Raw genomic sequence first — 18,899 nt, 5'->3', positions numbered from 1 at the left:
TATATGGCCAGAAATGACAGCTTTAATCAGCCGTGGGCCAGTGTGCCTGCGCAATTTGAACGCCCCGGCGACGGCCTGATTGCGCGTGGCTGGGCAGGCGGCGCATCCGAAGATCCGCCCGAGGCCAAGTGGGAAAACTGGTGGCATAACCGAGTGGATTTAGCCTTGCAGGAATTGCAAAATCTTGGGCAGCTAATTTGGTTTACTGATGCTCCCTACCAGGCAGGGGCAAGAGTGAGTCACGGCGGCAATAGCTATATTGCATTGTCAGAAAATACCGGCGTAGAACCCACTGGCACATTAGATATTGGTGTGTGGCGTAAAGAGGGGGACAGCACCTATTTGCAAACGGCTAATAACCTCGCTGAAATCGCGGCGGCAGGACCAGAGGCAATAGCTGCCGCCATTGCTAACCTTGGCTTAACGGATACCGCAGCCATTGCCACCAATGCATTACAGAAAAACCAAAACCTCAACGATGTAGCAGATAAAACCGCCGCACGAACCAATTTAGGGCTTAAAGGGGCGGCAGTGCTGGATATCGGAAAAACTACCGGTACTGTCGCCGCTGGCGATGATAGCCGGATAGTGAATGCTATTAGCAGCCAAAGCACCCATGTTCAGTTACCCGGCGCATTAACCGCTGGCAGTGATATACGTGCAGCCCGATTACTGTCAAAAAGTGACCTGATAGCTGGTGAGGGCCGCGCCGAGGGGCACGCAACATTAGCGGTAGATGGTAATGTTCACGGCACTGTATGGGGTGGGGCACTATCTACCTATATTGGCAACATGCGAAATACCGCCTCAAAAGATTGGAATGGATGGTTTAGAGATTCAGCAACTGGGTTACTCATCCAGTGGTGTACTGGCCCCGGCGTGATACACGAAACCCAAAATGTGGTTACTAATTTTCCAATTGCGTTCCCGAACGCATGTTTCATGGTGTATGCATCAACAAAATGCCCGGACCAAAATTGGAATAATGATGTTTTTTATCAAGTTGCTAACTGGTCAAATTCATCTGCCGTATGCATGTTGCAACGACCAAACGGCGGCACGTCTGGCACGTCAGTTTATCCGCAAATTTTAGCTATTGGCGCTTAAATAGGGAGCCATCATGTACTTTTTCTCAGCCACAACACTGAGCTTTTACCCGAAAGAGTTGCTAGGGATTTACGCAGACGCCGGGACATTACCGGGTGATTTAGTAGAAATTGATGATGATGTTTACGCTCAATTCTCTGATAAACAGCCAATTGGGAAAAAGCGCGGCGCGAATAAAAAGGGAATGCCAGTGTGGGTAGATATTCCTGCCCCTATTGTTACCGCTGATGATATCACAGCAACAGCCCGCCGCTATCGTGATGCCTTTATTGCGGCAACCGATGCCATGACAATTGTTGATTATTGCATTGATGATAAGCCACTGACCGAGGCGCAACGTAGTGAGTTAATCGCCACCCGTGCAGCTTATCGCTCATGGCCAACACTGACCAACTGGCCGCAAGTTGAGTTACCGGAGTTACCACGGTGGCTTTTGATTGAAGCGGTGAATCATGGTTACCACACACCTGTATGGCCGATATAAAAATAGTCGTATGTAGTAGAGCCGGGCTTAATTGCCCGGCATATGATGAATGAAGTGAACTCATATTGTTTATGAAAATCTTTATTCACTTCGTATCTGAAAAGTATTTTTTATAGACACCAGTTTCAATAAATCGCTTGGCAGCCATCAATGAACTGTCGACTGAGATATGAGCGCCGTCAAGAGAGTAGGGGATCTCTATTCCGTTGTAATGGTATGAGTCACTTTCATCAAATATGTCATCTTTTTTGATGAATTTTATGTACCCATCTTGTTCTAATTGCGAGAAGATAATATCCATCTTTTGGGTGTCATCATCTTTTTTATTGGAATTACCTTTTAATCTAAAGGGTAAATCATTGACTCCCGCAGCGATGAAATTAGCAAAAACATTGATATCGTATTGTGTTGGGGATGCCATTACATACACTTTCACCCCTTTAGATTTGGCATATTTAATCACATCAACAATTTCATTTTGATAACCTTTGCGATATAAATCAAACCAGATGCCAGAAAATATAACGAAATCATATTTTGAAATATTATCTTTTAGATATTCTCTATTTAACAGGCACTGCTTATAGGCCACTCGTGTTTTAGTGCCATTGGTGGAATCCGTTAAACTTGGGAAACACCAGTTAGTGGTGACGGAATCTACTGATATACCGAGTTTCTTCGCGACTTCATCGACGAAGGGTTCATAATGCCCGGCAAAAGAGTCACCAAAAAGCAGACCTTTTGGCTTCAATGACTTAATCCCCAGCTTGCACACTGATTTTTCCATTGAGATGATGGGGTCGGACTCACCGTCAACATTATAAAAACAATAACCATTATCTCGGTTAGGCATTACATGAAATGATTGTATTTTTGCATAAAGTTCAACGGTTTCTTTATCTGCCATAATGCCGCGATCGAGCGTACTGTGCCTAACTGTCAGTGCCAGCACACCAACGACCAGTGTACACAGTGATATATAGACCAGGTTAGAGGTGGTGGATAATTTGGCGAAAACTTTCCGTGATGGATTTTCCACCAACTTAAGAGATAATTCACCTAATATCACGGTAGCAACTAAAGCCAGCAGCACCCATTTATAGTTACTGAGTAAACTTAAATAAGTTAATGCGACGACAATAGGCCAATGCCATAAATAGATAGAATAGGAACTGGCCCCCAACTTTTGAGCAATAATATTAGCGGTGAAAATTGATTTTTGCCGCTCAGAAATCAGTACCAACACTGCACCGGCTACCGGTAATAGCGCATTTGAACCGGGCCAAACAATTGATGAGTTAAATAGCACAATTGACGCAGAGATAAATACTATACCGATAACTTCTGTATATCGCGCCAGAGTCTCCGGCATGGCCTTTCTACGTGTTACCCACCAAGCCATCCCCCCAGCCAGCATTTCCCACATTCTGGTTGGCAGAAGGTAAAACGCCGCTGATGGCCAGCGCTGTGAAGCATAGATAGAAAGGCACAGTGATAGAAATCCTAGTGCAAATAAGGCAAATTTAACCGCCTCGCAATTGATGAACTTCCACAGCACAAAAATGACAATAGGCAGAATAATATAAAACTGCCACTCTACAGAAAGTGACCAGGTATGTAACAACCACTTTTCATGTGAGGACGCATCGAAATAACCCGATTCACGCCAAAATTTAATATTCGATATAAAAAAGAGTGTATTTACCACATGAGTTGCTAGCAATTTATAATTCTGTTCAGGCAGCCAGAACCAACCAAAAATTAATAGCGCAAAACATAGCACCAAAAGCATGGGAATAATTCTTCGCGCTCTGGCCAGATAAAACTGTAAGAATGAAAAATTGCCTGACTCCATGCCAGAAACGATGATCCGGGTCATTAAAAAGCCGGAGATAACAAAGAAGATATCAACGCCGACAAACCCACCCGAGAACCCTGGTACACCAAAATGGTACAGAACAACGGCAATGACCGCCCATGCTCTAAGTCCATTGATATCATTACGAAATTTATTTGATGCTATTTTTTGCGTTGGAGTTGTTGCTAACATTAAGATGACTGCCTGCTGTTAAATTTTTCAAAAAACATCCATGTTTGAATGACGCTATTCTAACAGTTGTGTCGATTGATCAATAGACTGTCATGGTTATGTAATTTTTCGGTGAGGAGGAAGAAAAGAGTTAAGCTAGCCATCTAGCTTGCAGCAGCGAAGCGCTATCAAGAAGCTCTGAGTTTAATCGCTCGGTCTATTCATTGTATTCTTGGTCGGTGACTTAAAATTGAGACCAATAATCTGTAGCGACTCATACTTAATCAAACACCTTTGCTAGGTCTGACAGTCGGCTTAGTACTTGGAGCGGGCATTGCGAGCATAGCAGTGTATTAAACAACGGGGAGCAGGTCACAGTGTGACGAATGTTTTTGAAGGACCGTGAACATAATGCTTGATTTCATTAACCATATTGATGATCTTATTAGGCGGGGCTAACTGTTAAGTGACAGTGGATAGATATCAATTTTATCAAGGTGCTATCTGAGAAGGCCTCAAGCCCACTGAAAGCAATCCCTAAAGCCTAAATTTAGGCTAGGTTGTGCTGGAATTGGTTGGTGATGCATTAGGTATTTATCAAATAGAAAAGAATATTCTGTGCGGACATGTTCTACATACATATCTGTATAATAACTGTCATATATAAGGAGAGTTGCATGAAGCATCCAAAGTATAAAGGGATTGGTACTTTAGATGCCGAAATCGAAAGATGTCAGAGAGAGTTGTTAAATAAAGAAATAGACTTTGATTTGATGGTTCATAAATTAAAGAACGCAAATCCATCTGTTGACGATATTCACAAGCTGAGACAACAACTCTGGAGTAAAGAAAAGCAGGTTTTAAAAGCTCGCAGACAGCTAAAAGCTAAAAAAGAACAGAAAACTCGTAAAATAAATCAACGTCAACATATCAAATTCGGTGGACAAGCTAAGAAAAAGCACGATTAGCTTTAAATCGAGCTATTAATGAAGAAATGGATAAGCAGGAGAGTATTTTGTCCCAATTAAAAAATGTAGAAATTAAGTTCCCATCAGAAAAAAAATCGAAACAAACAGGTACAGATCTCTTCATTTCTCATGCCTCTGAAGATAAGGCTGATTTTGTTAAACCACTCGCGGATGAATTGATCGAACTTGGTTTATCAGTGTGGTATGACGAATATACATTGCGAATTGGTGATAGTTTGCGCCGTTCAATCGATAAAGGTTTAGCTGAATCAAAATATGGTTTAATTATTCTTTCTAAGGCGTTTTTTGAGAAAAACTGGACACAATATGAGCTTAACGGATTAGTAGTTAGAGAAATGGAAGGCGATAAAGTTATCTTGCCTATATGGCACAATATTACTAAAGATGAAATTATGAAGTTAAGTCCGTCTTTGGTTGATAAAGTAGCCCTAAATTCTGCAATGTTTACTGTAAGAGAAATCGCTGAAAAAGTAGCCGACGCCGTAAAAAATACCTAATTAAAATCTCATGCATATATAACCGAAAGCCTTTATCTTGAGGCGGTTATATCCGCTTCTCGCTCATAGCTGGCAGTCAGACTTAATCGTATCTTGCTACAGAACACAACACGAACGCATTCAACGTATCGAAATTTTTACGAATGGTTCCGAATTAGCAGTTAACTATATGAATTTAAAGGCTAGGGAAGTAAGGTAATGGAAGGTGTTTTTTGAGGTGATATCGATTTAATTATTTGATTTTAAAAAGAAAAATTCTTTTAAATCTAAAAGAGGAATCGTATTCGGTATCTTTTTAACTAATTGATTTTAAAGGTGAATTTTGTTGTTTATCGAAATTTTATCGAAATCTGATATTCGGTCTTTTATAGCATCACGTATTCTTTCCCTCTCGTATCAAGATACTTGTTCGTCATCTTCTCCGATTTATGCCCCAGTAGTTTCATCGCAAATTCCTTACCTTTTTCCTTTTCATACAATCGTCCGGCTAAACTTCTGATCTCATGAAATTTTGAAAGAAGTACTTAGCGGCTTCATCGTTTGCAAAATGACGCCTAACTAATCTAATGCAACGTTCTTTATCTATGTATTACCACCAGAAATGTGAACATATCGACAGGTTGATGGCCATGAAAAGCTAACTGCTGCGCCGGACAGTGAAAAGAGTCAATCTATATTTTGAACGTAAATGGCTATGGACGCAGGGGCACTCCGTGACTCAATGGTAAAGCGGGGAATGGTCAATGATAATACCGTACTCTGCCATCATCTCCTCCAAATTGTGTAGGTTCAAGCCAAATACATTGCGCGACCATATCAATGAACAGTGCTGTATTTTCAGTGGTATACGCAGAAAACATCGTAAAAAATAACATATTGCCTGACGACGGATTACTGCAACAGAGCCGTATTTATTGTTGTAAAAATAACAATAAATTATCTCGCATAAGAAATATCTTACAATAAGTCAGCTTCCATTCTGATATACGCCCCTTTTTGTTTATTGTTTAATCACCTCAATAAGGAAAAATGTTGATCAATATCAAATTTTGATAAAATTATCACTTTGATAACCTCAATTGTGTTGACATTTTCTAATATAATTAGAATAACCTCAGACTATAAACATGAAAAAGCAACTGATAGCACTAACAGCACTGTCTTATTAGATTTTTGGCTTCAATGCAGCAAACGCAAAAGCACCAACAGCAGAATTAACAGTCAAAGGTCAGGTGAGCCCCCCTGGTTGTATTATCATGGCTCCAGACGGCGGAGTCTATAACGTCGGTGAAATTGCAGGGCATACTGTTAAACCTTCGGCACTCACCGTATTGCCTTCAATAACCAAAAACTGGTCAGTAATTTGTGATGCTGAAACCTACGTTAGCGTGACCGGTAGCGATAACCGTGCTGGCAGTAGCACGTCCGGAGGTCGCTATGGATTAGGTTTTGTTAATGGCGCCGGAAAAATAGGTGATTACGGCGTTTATTTTTCAAATGCAAAGGTTGATGGTACTGCAAAATATTTCCGTAAACAGGAAGAAGCCGCTGCGGCTATTTTATCATTAAGCATTGGGCCACTGAATGGGCTGAGCTGGGTCCATGCTAATGCAACAAAAGCACCAGGAAAAGTATTCAGTGCTGATATTGAAGTCATGCCGAGACTTGGCAGTGTTGCTGATATGAAAGGCCCCATTACAGAGAATGTTAAAATAGATGGTTCAATGACGTTGAGTATTATCATTGGTATATAGATAATAATACTTATAAAGGGAATTCATTATTAAGTCCGTCATTTAAAATAAGCATTGATAATTTTATATCTAAATTAATAAGATTTGCGCGGCAGTAATTATATTTGCAACATTAATCCCCCAGAGAGGGTTTATTTGATGCATTGGTCTTGTAAAATATCAAAAAACCTTGCCAAGCCTGAATATGTACGGGTTGAAACGGGTGTTTGCATCCAATGGGCGCATTAAAAGATCGATGGCAGTATGGACACTGCGAAAAGCATTAAAGCTACACAGAATATGGTAAAAGTGTACGGTATGAGAGGGCTTAACGTAGCGCCATCATTAAGAATCAGACATGCCGAAGGGAATGCTATTGATATGAATATTTTATGAGCGAGAGATTTCAAAATAAAAGTGGCGAGGATATCTTAATTGAGAATTTTCCCGAAGAGGGAATGAATACAGAACTCCACGCCGTAGGGGAAAGTTTCGGTGTTATAAAAACCATGGTAGCTCTAAAGACAGAGCTGATTGGTCAACGGATATTTCATGAGGGTGTCAATGTTTTTTATCTCTTGTCTAATAATGCGGTTTTCTTATGAATGTTGTTATATCCCCATAATTTGAATAAATAATACTTTGTTAAATATAAGGTTATATGGCTTGTCAATTAATTATCTAAGTTATCTCAAAAAATATAATCATCTGCAGCATGATGTTTTCATCAAATTTATTGGCGTTAATAAATCTCAAAACTACCAATTCGGATATCCTTGACGCGTTAATAAAGCATGAGTTTTGACGCGTTATTGGAGTAATTACGATGTCGGGATCAAGCACAAAAACCTAGCAATGGTGCTGGGTTGGATCGCCATTTTGATGACTTAAGCAATATTAATAAAGGAGGTCTGTCGATACATTACCAGTAGCTAGATACTCTCGAAAAGCAGTGATCACCGGATCAAAATCATCAACTATAGTTGATGCTCCATAAGGTTCACCGTGCATAAGCTGCAAGCCACCTGGTGAGTTTAGGTTGTGCAACGTCCTGACGTTATATTCACCATCACAATCATTTTCACCTAGCAACAACATATAGCGTCCAGATTCAGTGTATAAAGATAACTCTTCAGGATCGATATCGTCACAAGCGTTATTTTTCATACCCAACACACCAACGTTATCACGGAAAAGTTCAAGGACTTGGAGTAAGTCATCCTCAGAAGGGTTCTTTAAAGGTTTTAACTGTTCCCTATCACCAGAAGGGCTAAAGAAATAACCGCCTAACACCATATCTTTATTCATTTAGCCACCTTGATAGATCTCATTCCTGTTTCCCATGTGTATTTTACTGGGTCACCATATTTATCGACAGCATGTATAGTGAGCGAGTTTACTTCAGCGGCATTTGCGGCTGCAGCAATATCGCCTCTACAGTAACCACAGACATCTTTACCGCTCACAACCATGTTTATATCGGCTCCCTTCGAGACCCCAGCTTCATGTGCTTGTTGAAGAGCACCTATTTCGGCATGAGCATCCGCCATATTTCCATTAGGGAACGTTTCTCTAGTACCGTCAGCTAACACTTTTGCTTTAGCTTGCTTAACCGCCTAAATCTTGGGCTGTTTTCGTATAACCTTCAACATTTCCGTTGTAAACGCCTCCGGCAGCCAGCAGTCGCTCCGCAGCCTTGGTGTTAATAGTACGGAAGGCTTGCTGTGCTGGCAAATCAGGTACAGAAGCACGTACCAAACGCTGAACCTGTGTTGGTCGTGGTTTTCCTTCAGAGTGACTATAATCCTTTCTACTCACCGAGCTATTAAATTCAGCGATAATCTTTTTCGCACCATCAAAATGAAAACTAAGTGGATCGGTGCAAATAAGCTTACCGTTTTCACCAATATAAAATAGCTTGGCAGGGCCATGAATGTCGCTAAGCATGACAATATCGCCGGAAAATACCATTTTTTCAGTTTGTCTTTTTCCCGAGCCTCACGAGATGGCCTCGAATGCGAGGCTGCCCTGTTTTCACGCATATTAATAATGTAATGACCATTATTATTGCGGTCATCCAATTGATATTCACGGCAGATACGTGACCATGCAGCGTACGCGCTTATTATGCGCTCATACTCTTCGGGGGGAAGATTATCACGTGGCAGGTAATACAAATCATTGCCAGGCAAGCTAAGACTCATATCCATTTCCTTATGGTGTTAACTAAAGCAGTACCACTGTATATCTATTGCTCAATAGATTTTCTACAAGAAAGCTCTGTATTTAGCCTTTTCGTGGAGTAAATATTTTTCTTATCTCTGATAAAAAAATAAATAATCGATGTCCGGCCATGGTTTCTACATTGATTATTTTAGCCAGGTTCAACCGGCGAAATTTTTACCCACTCATTTCTATGGGAATCCAGATAGATAACGGTGAATGTTGTCACAGGTAATACCCTAGGATTATAGCGAGCGAGGCTCTGAAAATAGTTTGAAATTATGGCGAGAGTTATACTGTCTAGTTGGCGATTTATGTTTACTGGTACTGATTTTTGTGGGAGCCAGCAACCTGAAAGCATGGAATAAGCCCCATCAGAAACTGATGAGGCTTATTGGTCATACACCCAGCGGATATTTGAGTTAAAAACTTTTGAATCCGTTAGTCCTCACTCTCTTAAACCTAGCAGACTATTAAGCTCGTCGATTTGTTGCTGCCACTCACGTTGTAATGTGATTTTTTGGTGTTTAGGTTTCCGCGCCAAATCCTCGGCCAGTTTGGCCTCCAGATCCAGCAAGGCTGTCAGCAAATAATCTTCCTCACTTTTCATGAGGGTGGTAATAGCAGCTGTAGCAATGGCTGAACTTGAACTCGGCGCTATTACTGGTTTATCGGCCAGAATGTTGTAAACCGGAGCCAGGTCGTGCCACTCTTCGAGCCGTTGTTGGTGGATCAACCAGAAGCGATTACAACTTTGCTCAATTAGCATGCGGTCATGTGACACCAATAATACTGCACCTTTGAACGTTTTTAGTGTTTCCGCCAGTTCCTCTTTACCTTCTATATCGAGGTGGTTGGTCGGCTCATCCAGTAGCAGTAACGAATAGTTTGCCAGTGTTAAGCCGATAAACAGCAGCCGTGAACGTTCACCACCGCTTAGGGTACTTACCTTTTGTTGATGCCGCAGGTAAGGGAAGCCCGCACCAATCAGCGCCATTTTTCGCTGGTCTTCCGTCAATGGTGCAAAAGACGTCAGCGCGTCGCTGATTGAATCGTCATCGTGTAATTGATGTAGGCTTTGATCGTAATATCCCATACGGACTTTTGGATGAAAAACTATACCCGCATCGGAGGTTTCTGGCTGGTTAAATTCCTGCCATAAGCTATGTAATAACGATGACTTACCGCAGCCATTGCGGCCAACTAGCGCGATGCGATCGCCACTTTTTACTCTAACTTCATCCAGTTCGAATAAAACAGGTGCATCCGGCGCAGGACGCACCTGCAAATCAGATAGTGCCAGCACACGATCAGCAGGCAATGCTTCACCATTGAGCCGCAATTGCCATTGATTGCCGGCCGTTAATAGAGTTTGATCTTCCTTCATTCGATCAACTTGTTTCTCCATCTGCTTGGCTTTACGAGCCAGCTTTTCGTTGTCATACACGCTGCCCCAGATAGCCAACCGTTTGGCACTTTTCGCTACTCGGTCGATCTCCTTTTGTTCTGCATGATGGCGATGAGCATCGGCGCTATCCTTTTCTTCTAACGCCAGCCTGGCTTGTGAGCAGGGTAGACGAATAAATTGCAGGGTTTTATCGCGCAAGATCCAGGTGCAGTTGGTCACGCGGTCGAGCAGGCTGCGGTCGTGCGATACCAGTACAAAGCTGCCTCCCCAATTTTGTAGAAACTGTTCAAGCCATAGCAGAGTTGGTAAATCCAGGTGGTTACTGGGCTCATCCAGCAGCAGTAAATCCGGCTGGCGGATCAAAGCTCGCGCTAGCAGCAGGCGCGTATGTTGCCCGCCGCTCAGAGTTGCGGCAGTCAGTGACCATACGTTTTCCTCAAAACCCAGTGTGGCGAGTAGGACTTCGGCTTGCCAGCGTTCCGGTTGGTGCAGGCTGCCCGGCAGATGATTGAGCACCGCATCTATCAACGTAGCTTCGTTTAATGCGCAGGGCAGATGCTGTTCTACCGTGGCCATCAAGCATTGATTTGCTGTTGTGATGGTGCCAGAGGTCATAGATAGTGCACCGCTGAGGATATTCAGAAGGGTACTTTTGCCACAGCCGTTATGCCCAATCAGGCCGATGCGGTCGCCTTTTTTCAGGCTAAAAGAAATCTCAGCCAGTAACGGACCGAAGGTGTTGTCGTAGCTGACAGATTGCGCAGAAAGTAATGTACTCATGATGCTTATCCAGATTTCAGGCATAAAAATGCCTATCGTCAAAAATTACTGACGATAACCGGTAAGCCGGAGGGAAGTTCTCAGATTGTTTAGTTAGCTTCGCTCAAGCAGGTTATCGCAGCACGATACCAGTAATGCTTGAGCAATGACGATCGCTAAGGACGAGCGAAACTAAAAACATTTCACGGGTCAACATGGCAATCCTCCTTATATAAATTGGTGTATGAGTGGGTTGATTATATTGATGGAGTTGTTATTTAGTCTATCTTTTTATATTCCATTCTTATTCCAAAAATTATGCTTTACTCACGATTTATCTGCTTTCAGATTGTCAGAACTTGCTCACCTAAGCGGCTGCTGTGCCGTTGATGAGTGGATTAAATCATAGGGTTATATTGATATCAATCATTAGTTTTACTTCATTATCAATCATAGGGTTAATATTTTGAAATTTAGACGAAAAAACCAGCAAGAGCTGGTTTCATTGGTGATTTATTTTGTCTATTGTTTCTACTTTAAGGATAATTCTTTGATATTTCTGGATTTCAATAGCTCATTGAATAACTTGTCGTAGTTCTCAACTTTGGTCCTAAGTGCTTCAATATAATTGTCTTTATCACTTTCAGGTAGTCGGTCAAACAAATTCAGCAATTCCCTTTGTCTTTCACTTAAAACGACTTCTGAGACGGTGGGGAGCTCTGGGTTATCCGTTTCATCACTTAGCAACCAGGAAAGGGAAACACCAAAGGCTTCAGATAATTTTAATGCCGAATCTTTGCTTATCTTTCCTTTCGTGAACCAGCGGCCAGCGGCTTGAGGAGTTATTCCGCAGATACGAGCAAGCCCCGACTTATTCACGCCGGTTTTATTCATTAAGTGATAAAGTCGAGCCGCAATAGGCGGTTCCAGTGAGCTTTTTTCTTCTTTCATATCAAGATTATAAACCAAAGGTTTAATTATATAAATAACTCTTTAGTTGTACTTTGATATAACCCTATGATTTAATCTGGTTGCTGTTTAACGTGGAGGTTGAAGCTACCCAGACAAAAATGCCCATCTTCAGCCCAAACTGGGCTGGGATCAAAAATACCCATTACGTAGCGGTAGGCAACTCTAGTGTTAAAAGGTTAGTTATAAAAAATCACAATTGAACATATGAGAAAATCTACTTAAAATAAGCTAAAAGGTGGTTTTTATGAATATAAATTATTTCCGTTGTCCGCTGATGTTCCATCCTCGAATAGCTAAAAGCAGTGGTTATCTGAACGTATAATCACTGCCACGAAATCAACACGTTCCGTGGCTTTCTTTTATCGAAAAGGAAAAAGTCATGAAAAATAAACACTGGTCACAAGTCGAGTATCTGCATCTTTCCGTCAAGAACCCGAATATTTTGATCAGAGGCCAACATAGTTACTACAGTGACTGTTGGGATGATGGGTTTGAACTCTCGGTTGTTCGTTATCTCCACGGCGACAACGTTAGCCAGCAATGGGAGCCGCTTGGGCATATTGACCAACTTATTATTGGTGATTATGTCTGTATTGGTGCGGAAGCTGTAATATTAATGGGCGGGAATCATAATCACTCCATTGATTTTATTAGCCTTTATCCCTTTATGAGTATGGTGAAAAAATCTTATCAGCCCAGAGGAAATACCGTACTGAATGATGGCTGCTGGCTTGGAATGCGCTGTATGGTTATGCCTGGTATTACGGTCGGAGAGGGCGCTGTTATTGCTGCGGGGAGTATTGTCACAAAAGATATTCCTGCGTATGCCGTCGTCGGTGGCAACCCGGCTCGGGTCATAAAATACCGTTTCTCTGAAGATGTCATTACGAGGATCGTAAATCTACGGATTTATAAACGACCAGATGATGAAATTGAAAAGCTGATCCCATTGCTCAGCTCTGACGATATCTCCACGCTGGAAACCGCGTTAACCGAGCTATGCCCTTGGGAAAAAGACACTTAATAAAATGAGAGCAGCTGATATTTCCTCTTTCATGGGGTTATGTCAGCTATTTCTAATATGTGGTTTTAATTAATTTAGTTAGAAGGGAAATCGAGTTTAATCGGGTCCCCTGTAGGGGGTTAATAATATAAGGATGTTACCTAATGATTCCTATAGAAAACTTGATTAAGCTTCTGCCTTCGGATGGTACAGTTTTACTCCGTTGCGAACATGGTGAGATAGTGAGTGTGGAACACTTAAGAGATAATCAGTTTGTCGCGACCTTACCGGTATTAATCGAATTGGCAGAAATAGCCGGGTATACAATTTCAATGCCCGATGTTTAACGGAATAATAGCTCTGTCGGCCTGAACAACTGACAACCTAAGCAGTTGTTGTGTCATCACTCAAGGGGGCAAGATGACACAACTATCATTTATCAAATCTGACAATAACATACTGACACCGGCCATGCTCGAAGTCAGGGAGTATCTGCATTATAAAATCAAGTTGAGATGCAGCTACGTCAACTATTTAACAAAATATATTCGTCATAGCGGCTTGTGGGCAGATAAGCACGCAGCCCCTATAACTTGCCTCAAATACTGTGATGTATTGCCGCGCTGTGCAATTAAACCTCCAAATGGGCAGGGGCCTGGAAATGCCATATTTTCCATAAACTCCCCCATTTAATTAATAGCGCCACCATCGACCCTAATTAGGACGGGGCGTTATGCACACACAGTATATTTCACGGAAGGAAGAAGAGTTATGATGCGAATATCGAAAAACTTGCCTTCAGGGCAGAAAAAACCAAGGCGTAATATTCAACTTGTTCTTGAGCGCTGGGGTGTATGGGCTAAAGATAATTCAGGTATTGACTATTCCTCTATTGCCGCAGGGTTTAAAGGTTTACTCCCATACACCACCTCATCACGACCTTCATGTTGTGATGATGATGGATTAGCCGTTGATGGATGTGTTTCTCGTTTAAAACGTCATCGGTATGATGAGTGGGAATTGGTCATTCGGCATTATGTCTATAATCAATCCAAACGTGCTATTGCAAGGCAACAAAAGAAAGACGAAAGAGCAATAAGAATAAATCTACAAATGGCTGAGGGCTTTGTTGATGGTTGCCTTGCTATGATGGATATTCGCCTTGAGATGGACGCCGAAATACAAAATTAATTTTTTATGATAAAAGTGTTGGTGCGGCCGCAAAAAGTGCATTAGTCTGATAACAGTTGGTTGTGCAGTTGCACTCACACAGTCAAATAAACCTCGCTCAGGCGGGGTTTTTTCATTTTACCCCAAGCATTGATGAGGCCCGATACTTTTGGGCTCAGCTCCTAACGCGTATTAATTAGAACATCGAGAGCAGCAGGGCAACGGGCAGGCTTAAGGGCCAGGTTATACCAATTAAAAGTGATGACAAGCACCTTACTACTAAGCTCTGGTCACGTGTCAGCGGGAAAATAATGAAAGTAGAAATAATAACGCCAACTACATAAATACAGAGCAGAATAAAACCGGTATTCATCGAGCAATTTTCCTTTTGTCTATGTTGTTGGCTTATTATCACCGAAAGAGACGGTATTTTTACATAATAATTTAAATTATTAGGCCTCGCTATTTGTGTGGTTTTTTATAGTTCATCGCCAGCATCAATTATCCTCAAATAATCTCTGCGTCTGGATGGGGCACGGCGGCGAGCTATTTTCCAAAAGCAGCAAATATATGCCCAGGCCAACTGGCAGGGGGAGACAATGAAGATGGATAAATATTCCAGCGCGATATCCTTGTGGTTCGGCGGGTTAACAACAACGATTGGTGCCTTATCTCTAAACGAATGGGCCATGGTAGTCGGTATTGTCTGCACGACGGGAACCTTTATTGTGAATTGGCACTATAAGCGAAAAGAATTTCAATTACGGAAGAAATAAAATGTCTCCAACTCTTCGCAGTAAGTTAATGGGTGTTTCTGCTTTCGGAGCACTGGCTATTGCTGGTGTATTACTAGGTGGTGAAGATGGATTAGAGGGCCGCAAGTATGTGGCTTACTACGATGTCGTCAATGTCCTCACTGTATGCGATGGCCACACCGGTAAAGATATCATCCCCAGTAAAAAATATTCTGATGCGGAATGCGATGCTTTATTGCAACAAGATCTGACGCCGGTACAACGCATTGTTGATGCAGCTGTGAAAATCCCACTAAGCCAATACCAGAAAGCGGCTCTGTACTCGTTCACCTATAACGTCGGGCAGCATGCTTTTATCCAATCTACGCTGCTTAAAAAGCTCAATACTGGCGACATCAAAGGCGCTTGCGATGAGTTACGCCGCTGGATATATGCTGATGGTCAGTCGTGGAAAGGGTTAAAGAATCGTCGCGAGGTAGAGCGGGAATTATGCCTGACAGATTAAGTGCCGCCCTTATCGCTGTTATAACCGTGTAATTTGCTGTGTAGACGTATTACCGCCGTCAAGCAGCATAATTTCAATGTGATATGGCCGAAATATCCGCAATAACTAATCAGCAAGAATGGTTTTCGGACTATTGAAATTTAGATCCTGACTCGCTGACTCCATCGGCAGGGTTATTTAATCCCCTGGAGCAAATTGGCATTATCACCAATCAGATAGCTGGCATATATCACAGGTGTTTGCCTGGCTAATTTATTTCACAAGAAAACAGAAACCTTAGTCCTACACCGTCGCGAAATATCGCGATGGTGATAACCCATGCCGAGGATTAATTCCCCGGTTTTTTTGTACAACTAAAAGGTATTTATTATGTCTACAAATTCAACTTTGAAATATCCAGTCGTATTAGTTCATGGCTTACTTGGATTCGACAAAATCGCAGGGGTTTACCCTTATTTTTATGGTGTCGAAGAACCGCTAAAAAAAGCGGGCGCACAAGTCTTTATCGCCACAATTTCCGCCACCAACAGTAATGAAGTACGCGGCGAGCAATTACTTAAATTTGTCAAAGAAGTCATGGCAAAAACGGGGGCGAAAAAAGTTAACCTTATTGGTCATAGTCAGGGGCCTTTGGCATGTCGTTATGTTGCTGCAACGCATCCTGAACTTATAGCGTCTGTGACCTCGGTTAATGGGGTTAACCATGGGTCGGAAATTGCCGATTTAGTTCGCTCAGCGCTGGTGCCTGGTAGTCTTCCGGAACATATTGTTAATACTATCATGTCTGCATTTGGTGTATTTGTTTCTCTGCTAAGTGGTAAGCCATTCCTGCCGCAGGATTTTATGGAGTCTATTGATGCACTGACGACCGAGAATGTGGCTAAGTTTAATACCAAATATCCTCAGGGGTTACCTGAAACCTGGGGAGGTGAGGGGAAAGAGTTTGATAATGGAGTCTACTATTATTCATGGGGGGGCGTTCTGGGTTATAACCCACTGACTGAAGGATTGAACAACCTCGATCCGCTGCACCATTCATTGGTTGCCTTATCACTCTTGTTCACCAAAGAACGTAATCAAAATGATGGTCTGGTCGGACGTTACAGTATGCACTTGGGGAAAGTTATCCGTTCGGATTATCAGTTAGACCATGTGGATGCGATTAATCAGACCGCGGGTATGGTTAGCAAGGACATTGACCCAGTTCAATTGTTTGTAAATCAGATTGAGTTGTTGAAATCAAAAGGTCTGTAAATCTAGCCCCTCCTTAATTGGAGGGGTAACCCTCAAAGTGGGCGTAATATAGTGTGAGCGGATGTTTGTTATTTATGTTCTCATTTCTTACTGCGCACCACGACATTATTGCTGAGGTGATAACAACAAAAGCCCACGCAATAGCATGGGCTTTTAGTGTTTTATTTGTCTTTTTCAAATTGGAGAGGCATTTTAAAAGCATTTTCAATATGGGGAGATAGGCTTTTTTACATCCTCATACACATCTTGACATTTGTTGCTTTATTCTCAGGTGGTTTACTCCATTTTATTGGTGAAGCTTATGAATAACTTGATGCAACAATTACAGTCAATGCTCGGGCAGACAACGAAGAAGAACGGTGACGGGGCTTCTGGCCTGAGTAATATGTTAGTGCCTGGCGCATTGGGTGGCCTTGCCGGCTTACTTGTTGGCAGTAAATCCTCACGTAAACTACTGAGCAAATATGGCAGCAGTGCGTTATTAGCCGGCGGTGGCGCGGTACTGGGAACCGTGTTATGGAATAAATATAAAGACAGAATTCGTCAGAATCATCAGGATGAACCACAGTATGGTCAACAAGTTGCCCCGATAGATCAGCGTGTGCAGCGGTTGGTCATGGCACTGGTGTTTGCGGCCAAAAGTGATGGGCATATTGATGCGAAAGAACGCGGTATTATTGAGCAGAATATGCGCGAGGCTGGTATAAGTGAGCAGGGTGAACGTCTGGTGCAACAGGCAATTGATCAGCCATTGGATCCCCAATTACTGGCGCGTGATATTCAAAATGAAGAGGAAGCGTTGGAACTCTACTTCCTGAGTTGCGCCGTCATTGATGTGGACCATTTTATGGAGCGTAGCTATCTTGCCGCGCTGGGCGACGCCCTGAAAATTCCGCAAGATGTTCGTGATGGAATTGAACAAGACATTCGAGAGAAAAAGCAAAGCATTACCGATTAATTTACTTGCTGGTGGCCTTTGGTATTTTCCAATAGGCCACCGTTTCTTGATAGGCACTTCGCGGATTTTTGTCGTTCAAACAGTGTTATTAGCAGTCGATACAGCGCTATTCTCCCTCAGACTTCATTTCAGATAATAACCACAGAGCAAAATCCCGCATAGCCGGTGTCTCAGTACGAGACTGTAGGCGAGTTAACCAATATCCCCCGAGACTGACTGTCGTGCTAAAAGGTTGGATTATGCGTTCACTGCGCAATAGATGCATAAACATGGCAGGTGGAGCCAGTGCGATACCTATTTCCGCCTGCGCCGCTTCCAGCATACTGACTGACGAGTCGAACATCATTATTTGCTGGGAAGGTGAAGGTACAGACCCTCCCGCAGCAGCAAACCAAGCCGACCACTCATCGCGACGATAAGAACGGAGCAGCATAAACTTTTGAAGGTCAGTAGGGTGGCGTAAATTTTTTGCTAGTGAGGGGGCGCACAGTGGGGCAAGTGGAGCATCACATAAAAATTGTGACTCCGTACCATGCCAGGCTCCATTGCCGTAACGAATGGCATAATCCAGCCCTTCAGCCACAACATCGACACGATTGTTATGTGTTGAGAGTAGAATATCCACATGTGGGGAATGTTGTTGAAAATCCCTCAGTCGTGACAATAAATAGCCGGTTGCAAAGGTCCCGACAACACCCACCCTGACTTTTTCACGCATTATTCCAGCGGAGAAACGGTCTAGCGTATCCGCGATACGATCAAAAGAATCGTTCAGGATGGGGAGCAGATTCTCCCCTTCGGTTGTGAGCACTAATCCGCGTGAAATACGAATAAAGAGGCGACAGTTGAGACGTTGTTCCAGCGCTTTGACCTGCTGACTTATTGCTGCATGGGTGACATTTAATTCGATAGCAGCCTTAGTAAAACTTAACTGTCTGGCCGCAGCCTCGAAGGCGCGAAGTGAATTTAAAGGAATATAGCTGCGAACCATAGATTTACTTGTTAGATTTTCTATTATCAAGTGCTAAATATAATCGATTGTTATCCATAGTC

Annotated in this window: 19 protein-coding genes and 2 pseudogenes; 12 read left to right on the top strand and 9 right to left on the bottom strand. The window is 42.5% G+C overall.

Features of this window, described 5'->3' with window-relative positions; all coding sequences use genetic code 11:
• Positions 1 to 3 precede the first annotated feature (3 nt).
• On the top strand, positions 4 to 1,107 hold the full coding sequence (locus QSV56_RS06005; protein ID WP_019079690.1) for a hypothetical protein: 1,104 nt from the start codon (positions 4 to 6) through the stop codon (positions 1,105 to 1,107).
• Positions 1,108 to 1,120: 13 nt separating this feature from the next.
• Entirely contained in the window at positions 1,121 to 1,591 is a 471-nt protein-coding gene (locus QSV56_RS06000) for a tail fiber assembly protein (protein ID WP_057629962.1), read from the top strand.
• Positions 1,592 to 1,676: 85 nt separating this feature from the next.
• On the opposite strand, the gene QSV56_RS05995 is transcribed toward QSV56_RS06000, so the two are convergent.
• A complete protein-coding gene (locus QSV56_RS05995) occupies positions 1,677 to 3,641 on the bottom strand; it encodes an acyltransferase family protein (protein ID WP_301211395.1) in 1,965 nt (654 codons plus the stop codon).
• 656 nt (positions 3,642 to 4,297) lie between these two features.
• On the opposite strand from QSV56_RS05995, the gene QSV56_RS05990 reads away from it, so the two are divergent.
• Complete coding sequence (locus QSV56_RS05990) at positions 4,298 to 4,588, top strand: hypothetical protein (protein WP_301211393.1); 291 nt, start codon at positions 4,298 to 4,300, stop codon at positions 4,586 to 4,588.
• 47 nt (positions 4,589 to 4,635) lie between these two features.
• Positions 4,636 to 5,106, top strand: coding sequence for a toll/interleukin-1 receptor domain-containing protein (locus QSV56_RS05985; RefSeq protein WP_301211390.1), 471 nt, complete (start codon positions 4,636 to 4,638; stop codon positions 5,104 to 5,106).
• A 365-nt stretch (positions 5,107 to 5,471) separates the two neighbouring features.
• Here QSV56_RS05985 and QSV56_RS05980 read toward each other — a convergent pair.
• Positions 5,472 to 5,615, bottom strand: a pseudogene (locus QSV56_RS05980) (tyrosine-type recombinase/integrase); the annotation flags it as partial.
• A 660-nt stretch (positions 5,616 to 6,275) separates the two neighbouring features.
• Between QSV56_RS05980 and QSV56_RS05975 the strand changes: the two are divergent.
• On the top strand, positions 6,276 to 6,860 hold the full coding sequence (locus QSV56_RS05975; RefSeq protein WP_046694918.1) for a DUF1120 domain-containing protein: 585 nt from the start codon (positions 6,276 to 6,278) through the stop codon (positions 6,858 to 6,860).
• A gap of 371 nt (positions 6,861 to 7,231) precedes the next feature.
• Entirely contained in the window at positions 7,232 to 7,444 is a 213-nt protein-coding gene (locus QSV56_RS05970) for a hypothetical protein (protein WP_046694919.1), read from the top strand.
• 292 nt (positions 7,445 to 7,736) lie between these two features.
• On the opposite strand, the gene QSV56_RS05965 is transcribed toward QSV56_RS05970, so the two are convergent.
• From QSV56_RS05965 to QSV56_RS05945, 5 genes and pseudogenes are all read right to left on the bottom strand, one after another.
• The gene (locus tag QSV56_RS05965; RefSeq protein ID WP_050130756.1) at positions 7,737 to 8,147 is read right to left on the bottom strand and encodes a hypothetical protein; all 411 of its coding nucleotides are present in this window, start codon (positions 8,145 to 8,147) and stop codon (positions 7,737 to 7,739) included.
• A complete protein-coding gene (locus tag QSV56_RS05960) occupies positions 8,144 to 8,389 on the bottom strand; it encodes a hypothetical protein (RefSeq protein ID WP_046050795.1) in 246 nt (81 codons plus the stop codon). The genes QSV56_RS05965 and QSV56_RS05960 overlap by 4 nt, the downstream gene beginning before the upstream one ends.
• 64 nt (positions 8,390 to 8,453) lie before the next feature.
• Positions 8,454 to 9,043, bottom strand: a pseudogene (locus QSV56_RS21925) (hypothetical protein); the annotation flags it as partial.
• Between the two features lie 467 nt (positions 9,044 to 9,510).
• Positions 9,511 to 11,250: an ABC-F family ATP-binding cassette domain-containing protein gene (locus QSV56_RS05950; RefSeq protein WP_050321650.1), complete on the bottom strand. Its 1,740-nt coding sequence runs from the start codon at positions 11,248 to 11,250 to the stop codon at positions 9,511 to 9,513.
• 510 nt (positions 11,251 to 11,760) lie between these two features.
• Positions 11,761 to 12,180 carry a helix-turn-helix domain-containing protein gene (locus QSV56_RS05945; RefSeq protein ID WP_026018244.1) on the bottom strand — a complete coding sequence of 140 codons (420 nt, stop codon included), beginning with the start codon at positions 12,178 to 12,180 and terminating at the stop codon, positions 11,761 to 11,763.
• A 400-nt stretch (positions 12,181 to 12,580) separates the two neighbouring features.
• On the opposite strand from QSV56_RS05945, the gene QSV56_RS05940 reads away from it, so the two are divergent.
• Positions 12,581 to 13,225, top strand: a complete 645-nt coding sequence (locus tag QSV56_RS05940) for a CatB-related O-acetyltransferase (RefSeq protein ID WP_046050798.1) — start codon at positions 12,581 to 12,583, stop codon at positions 13,223 to 13,225.
• Positions 13,226 to 13,975: 750 nt separating this feature from the next.
• The gene (locus QSV56_RS05935) at positions 13,976 to 14,395 is read left to right on the top strand and encodes an antiterminator Q family protein (RefSeq protein ID WP_019083270.1); all 420 of its coding nucleotides are present in this window, start codon (positions 13,976 to 13,978) and stop codon (positions 14,393 to 14,395) included.
• A 175-nt stretch (positions 14,396 to 14,570) separates the two neighbouring features.
• Here the strand turns inward: QSV56_RS05935 and QSV56_RS05930 are convergent, their stop codons facing one another.
• A complete protein-coding gene (locus tag QSV56_RS05930; protein ID WP_005170265.1) occupies positions 14,571 to 14,747 on the bottom strand; it encodes a GhoT/OrtT family toxin in 177 nt (58 codons plus the stop codon).
• A gap of 226 nt (positions 14,748 to 14,973) precedes the next feature.
• Between QSV56_RS05930 and QSV56_RS05925 the strand changes: the two genes are divergently transcribed.
• From QSV56_RS05925 to QSV56_RS05910, 4 genes are all read left to right on the top strand, one after another.
• The gene (locus tag QSV56_RS05925) at positions 14,974 to 15,150 is read left to right on the top strand and encodes a phage holin family protein (protein ID WP_005161370.1); all 177 of its coding nucleotides are present in this window, start codon (positions 14,974 to 14,976) and stop codon (positions 15,148 to 15,150) included.
• Between the two features lies 1 nt (position 15,151).
• The gene (locus tag QSV56_RS05920) at positions 15,152 to 15,634 is read left to right on the top strand and encodes a lysozyme (RefSeq protein ID WP_019079671.1); all 483 of its coding nucleotides are present in this window, start codon (positions 15,152 to 15,154) and stop codon (positions 15,632 to 15,634) included.
• Positions 15,635 to 16,003: 369 nt separating this feature from the next.
• Positions 16,004 to 16,888, top strand: a complete 885-nt coding sequence (locus tag QSV56_RS05915; protein ID WP_046050800.1) for a triacylglycerol lipase — start codon at positions 16,004 to 16,006, stop codon at positions 16,886 to 16,888.
• A gap of 301 nt (positions 16,889 to 17,189) precedes the next feature.
• Positions 17,190 to 17,846 carry a tellurite resistance TerB family protein gene (locus tag QSV56_RS05910; protein WP_019079669.1) on the top strand — a complete coding sequence of 219 codons (657 nt, stop codon included), beginning with the start codon at positions 17,190 to 17,192 and terminating at the stop codon, positions 17,844 to 17,846.
• Between the two features lie 106 nt (positions 17,847 to 17,952).
• On the opposite strand, the gene ampR is transcribed toward QSV56_RS05910, so the two are convergent.
• Entirely contained in the window at positions 17,953 to 18,837 is an 885-nt protein-coding gene (ampR, locus tag QSV56_RS05905) for a LysR family transcriptional regulator AmpR (protein WP_019083269.1), read from the bottom strand.
• Positions 18,838 to 18,899 lie beyond the last annotated feature (62 nt).

Source organism: Yersinia sp. 22-579 (assembly GCF_030433455.1).
GTDB lineage: Bacteria > Pseudomonadota > Gammaproteobacteria > Enterobacterales > Enterobacteriaceae > Yersinia > Yersinia enterocolitica.
This window is presented reverse-complemented; position numbering and strand designations above follow the sequence as displayed.

Excerpts from the sequence above, each read along its gene's own strand:
- QSV56_RS06005 (WP_019079690.1), top strand. The coding sequence starts at position 4 with ATGGCCAGAAATGACAGCTTTAATCAGCCGTGGGCCAGTGTGCCTGCG.
- QSV56_RS06000 (WP_057629962.1), top strand. The coding sequence starts at position 1,121 with ATGTACTTTTTCTCAGCCACAACACTGAGCTTTTACCCGAAAGAGTTG.
- QSV56_RS05995 (WP_301211395.1), bottom strand. The coding sequence starts at position 3,641 with ATGTTAGCAACAACTCCAACGCAAAAAATAGCATCAAATAAATTTCGT.
- QSV56_RS05990 (WP_301211393.1), top strand. The coding sequence starts at position 4,298 with ATGAAGCATCCAAAGTATAAAGGGATTGGTACTTTAGATGCCGAAATC.
- QSV56_RS05970 (WP_046694919.1), top strand. The coding sequence starts at position 7,232 with ATGAGCGAGAGATTTCAAAATAAAAGTGGCGAGGATATCTTAATTGAG.
- QSV56_RS05965 (WP_050130756.1), bottom strand. The coding sequence starts at position 8,147 with ATGAATAAAGATATGGTGTTAGGCGGTTATTTCTTTAGCCCTTCTGGT.
- QSV56_RS05960 (WP_046050795.1), bottom strand. The coding sequence starts at position 8,389 with ATGGCGGATGCTCATGCCGAAATAGGTGCTCTTCAACAAGCACATGAA.
- QSV56_RS05950 (WP_050321650.1), bottom strand. The coding sequence starts at position 11,250 with ATGAGTACATTACTTTCTGCGCAATCTGTCAGCTACGACAACACCTTC.
- QSV56_RS05945 (WP_026018244.1), bottom strand. The coding sequence starts at position 12,180 with ATGAAAGAAGAAAAAAGCTCACTGGAACCGCCTATTGCGGCTCGACTT.
- QSV56_RS05940 (WP_046050798.1), top strand. The coding sequence starts at position 12,581 with ATGAAAAATAAACACTGGTCACAAGTCGAGTATCTGCATCTTTCCGTC.
- QSV56_RS05935 (WP_019083270.1), top strand. The coding sequence starts at position 13,976 with ATGATGCGAATATCGAAAAACTTGCCTTCAGGGCAGAAAAAACCAAGG.
- QSV56_RS05930 (WP_005170265.1), bottom strand. The coding sequence starts at position 14,747 with ATGAATACCGGTTTTATTCTGCTCTGTATTTATGTAGTTGGCGTTATT.
- QSV56_RS05925 (WP_005161370.1), top strand. The coding sequence starts at position 14,974 with ATGAAGATGGATAAATATTCCAGCGCGATATCCTTGTGGTTCGGCGGG.
- QSV56_RS05920 (WP_019079671.1), top strand. The coding sequence starts at position 15,152 with ATGTCTCCAACTCTTCGCAGTAAGTTAATGGGTGTTTCTGCTTTCGGA.
- QSV56_RS05915 (WP_046050800.1), top strand. The coding sequence starts at position 16,004 with ATGTCTACAAATTCAACTTTGAAATATCCAGTCGTATTAGTTCATGGC.
- QSV56_RS05910 (WP_019079669.1), top strand. The coding sequence starts at position 17,190 with ATGAATAACTTGATGCAACAATTACAGTCAATGCTCGGGCAGACAACG.
- ampR (WP_019083269.1), bottom strand. The coding sequence starts at position 18,837 with ATGGTTCGCAGCTATATTCCTTTAAATTCACTTCGCGCCTTCGAGGCT.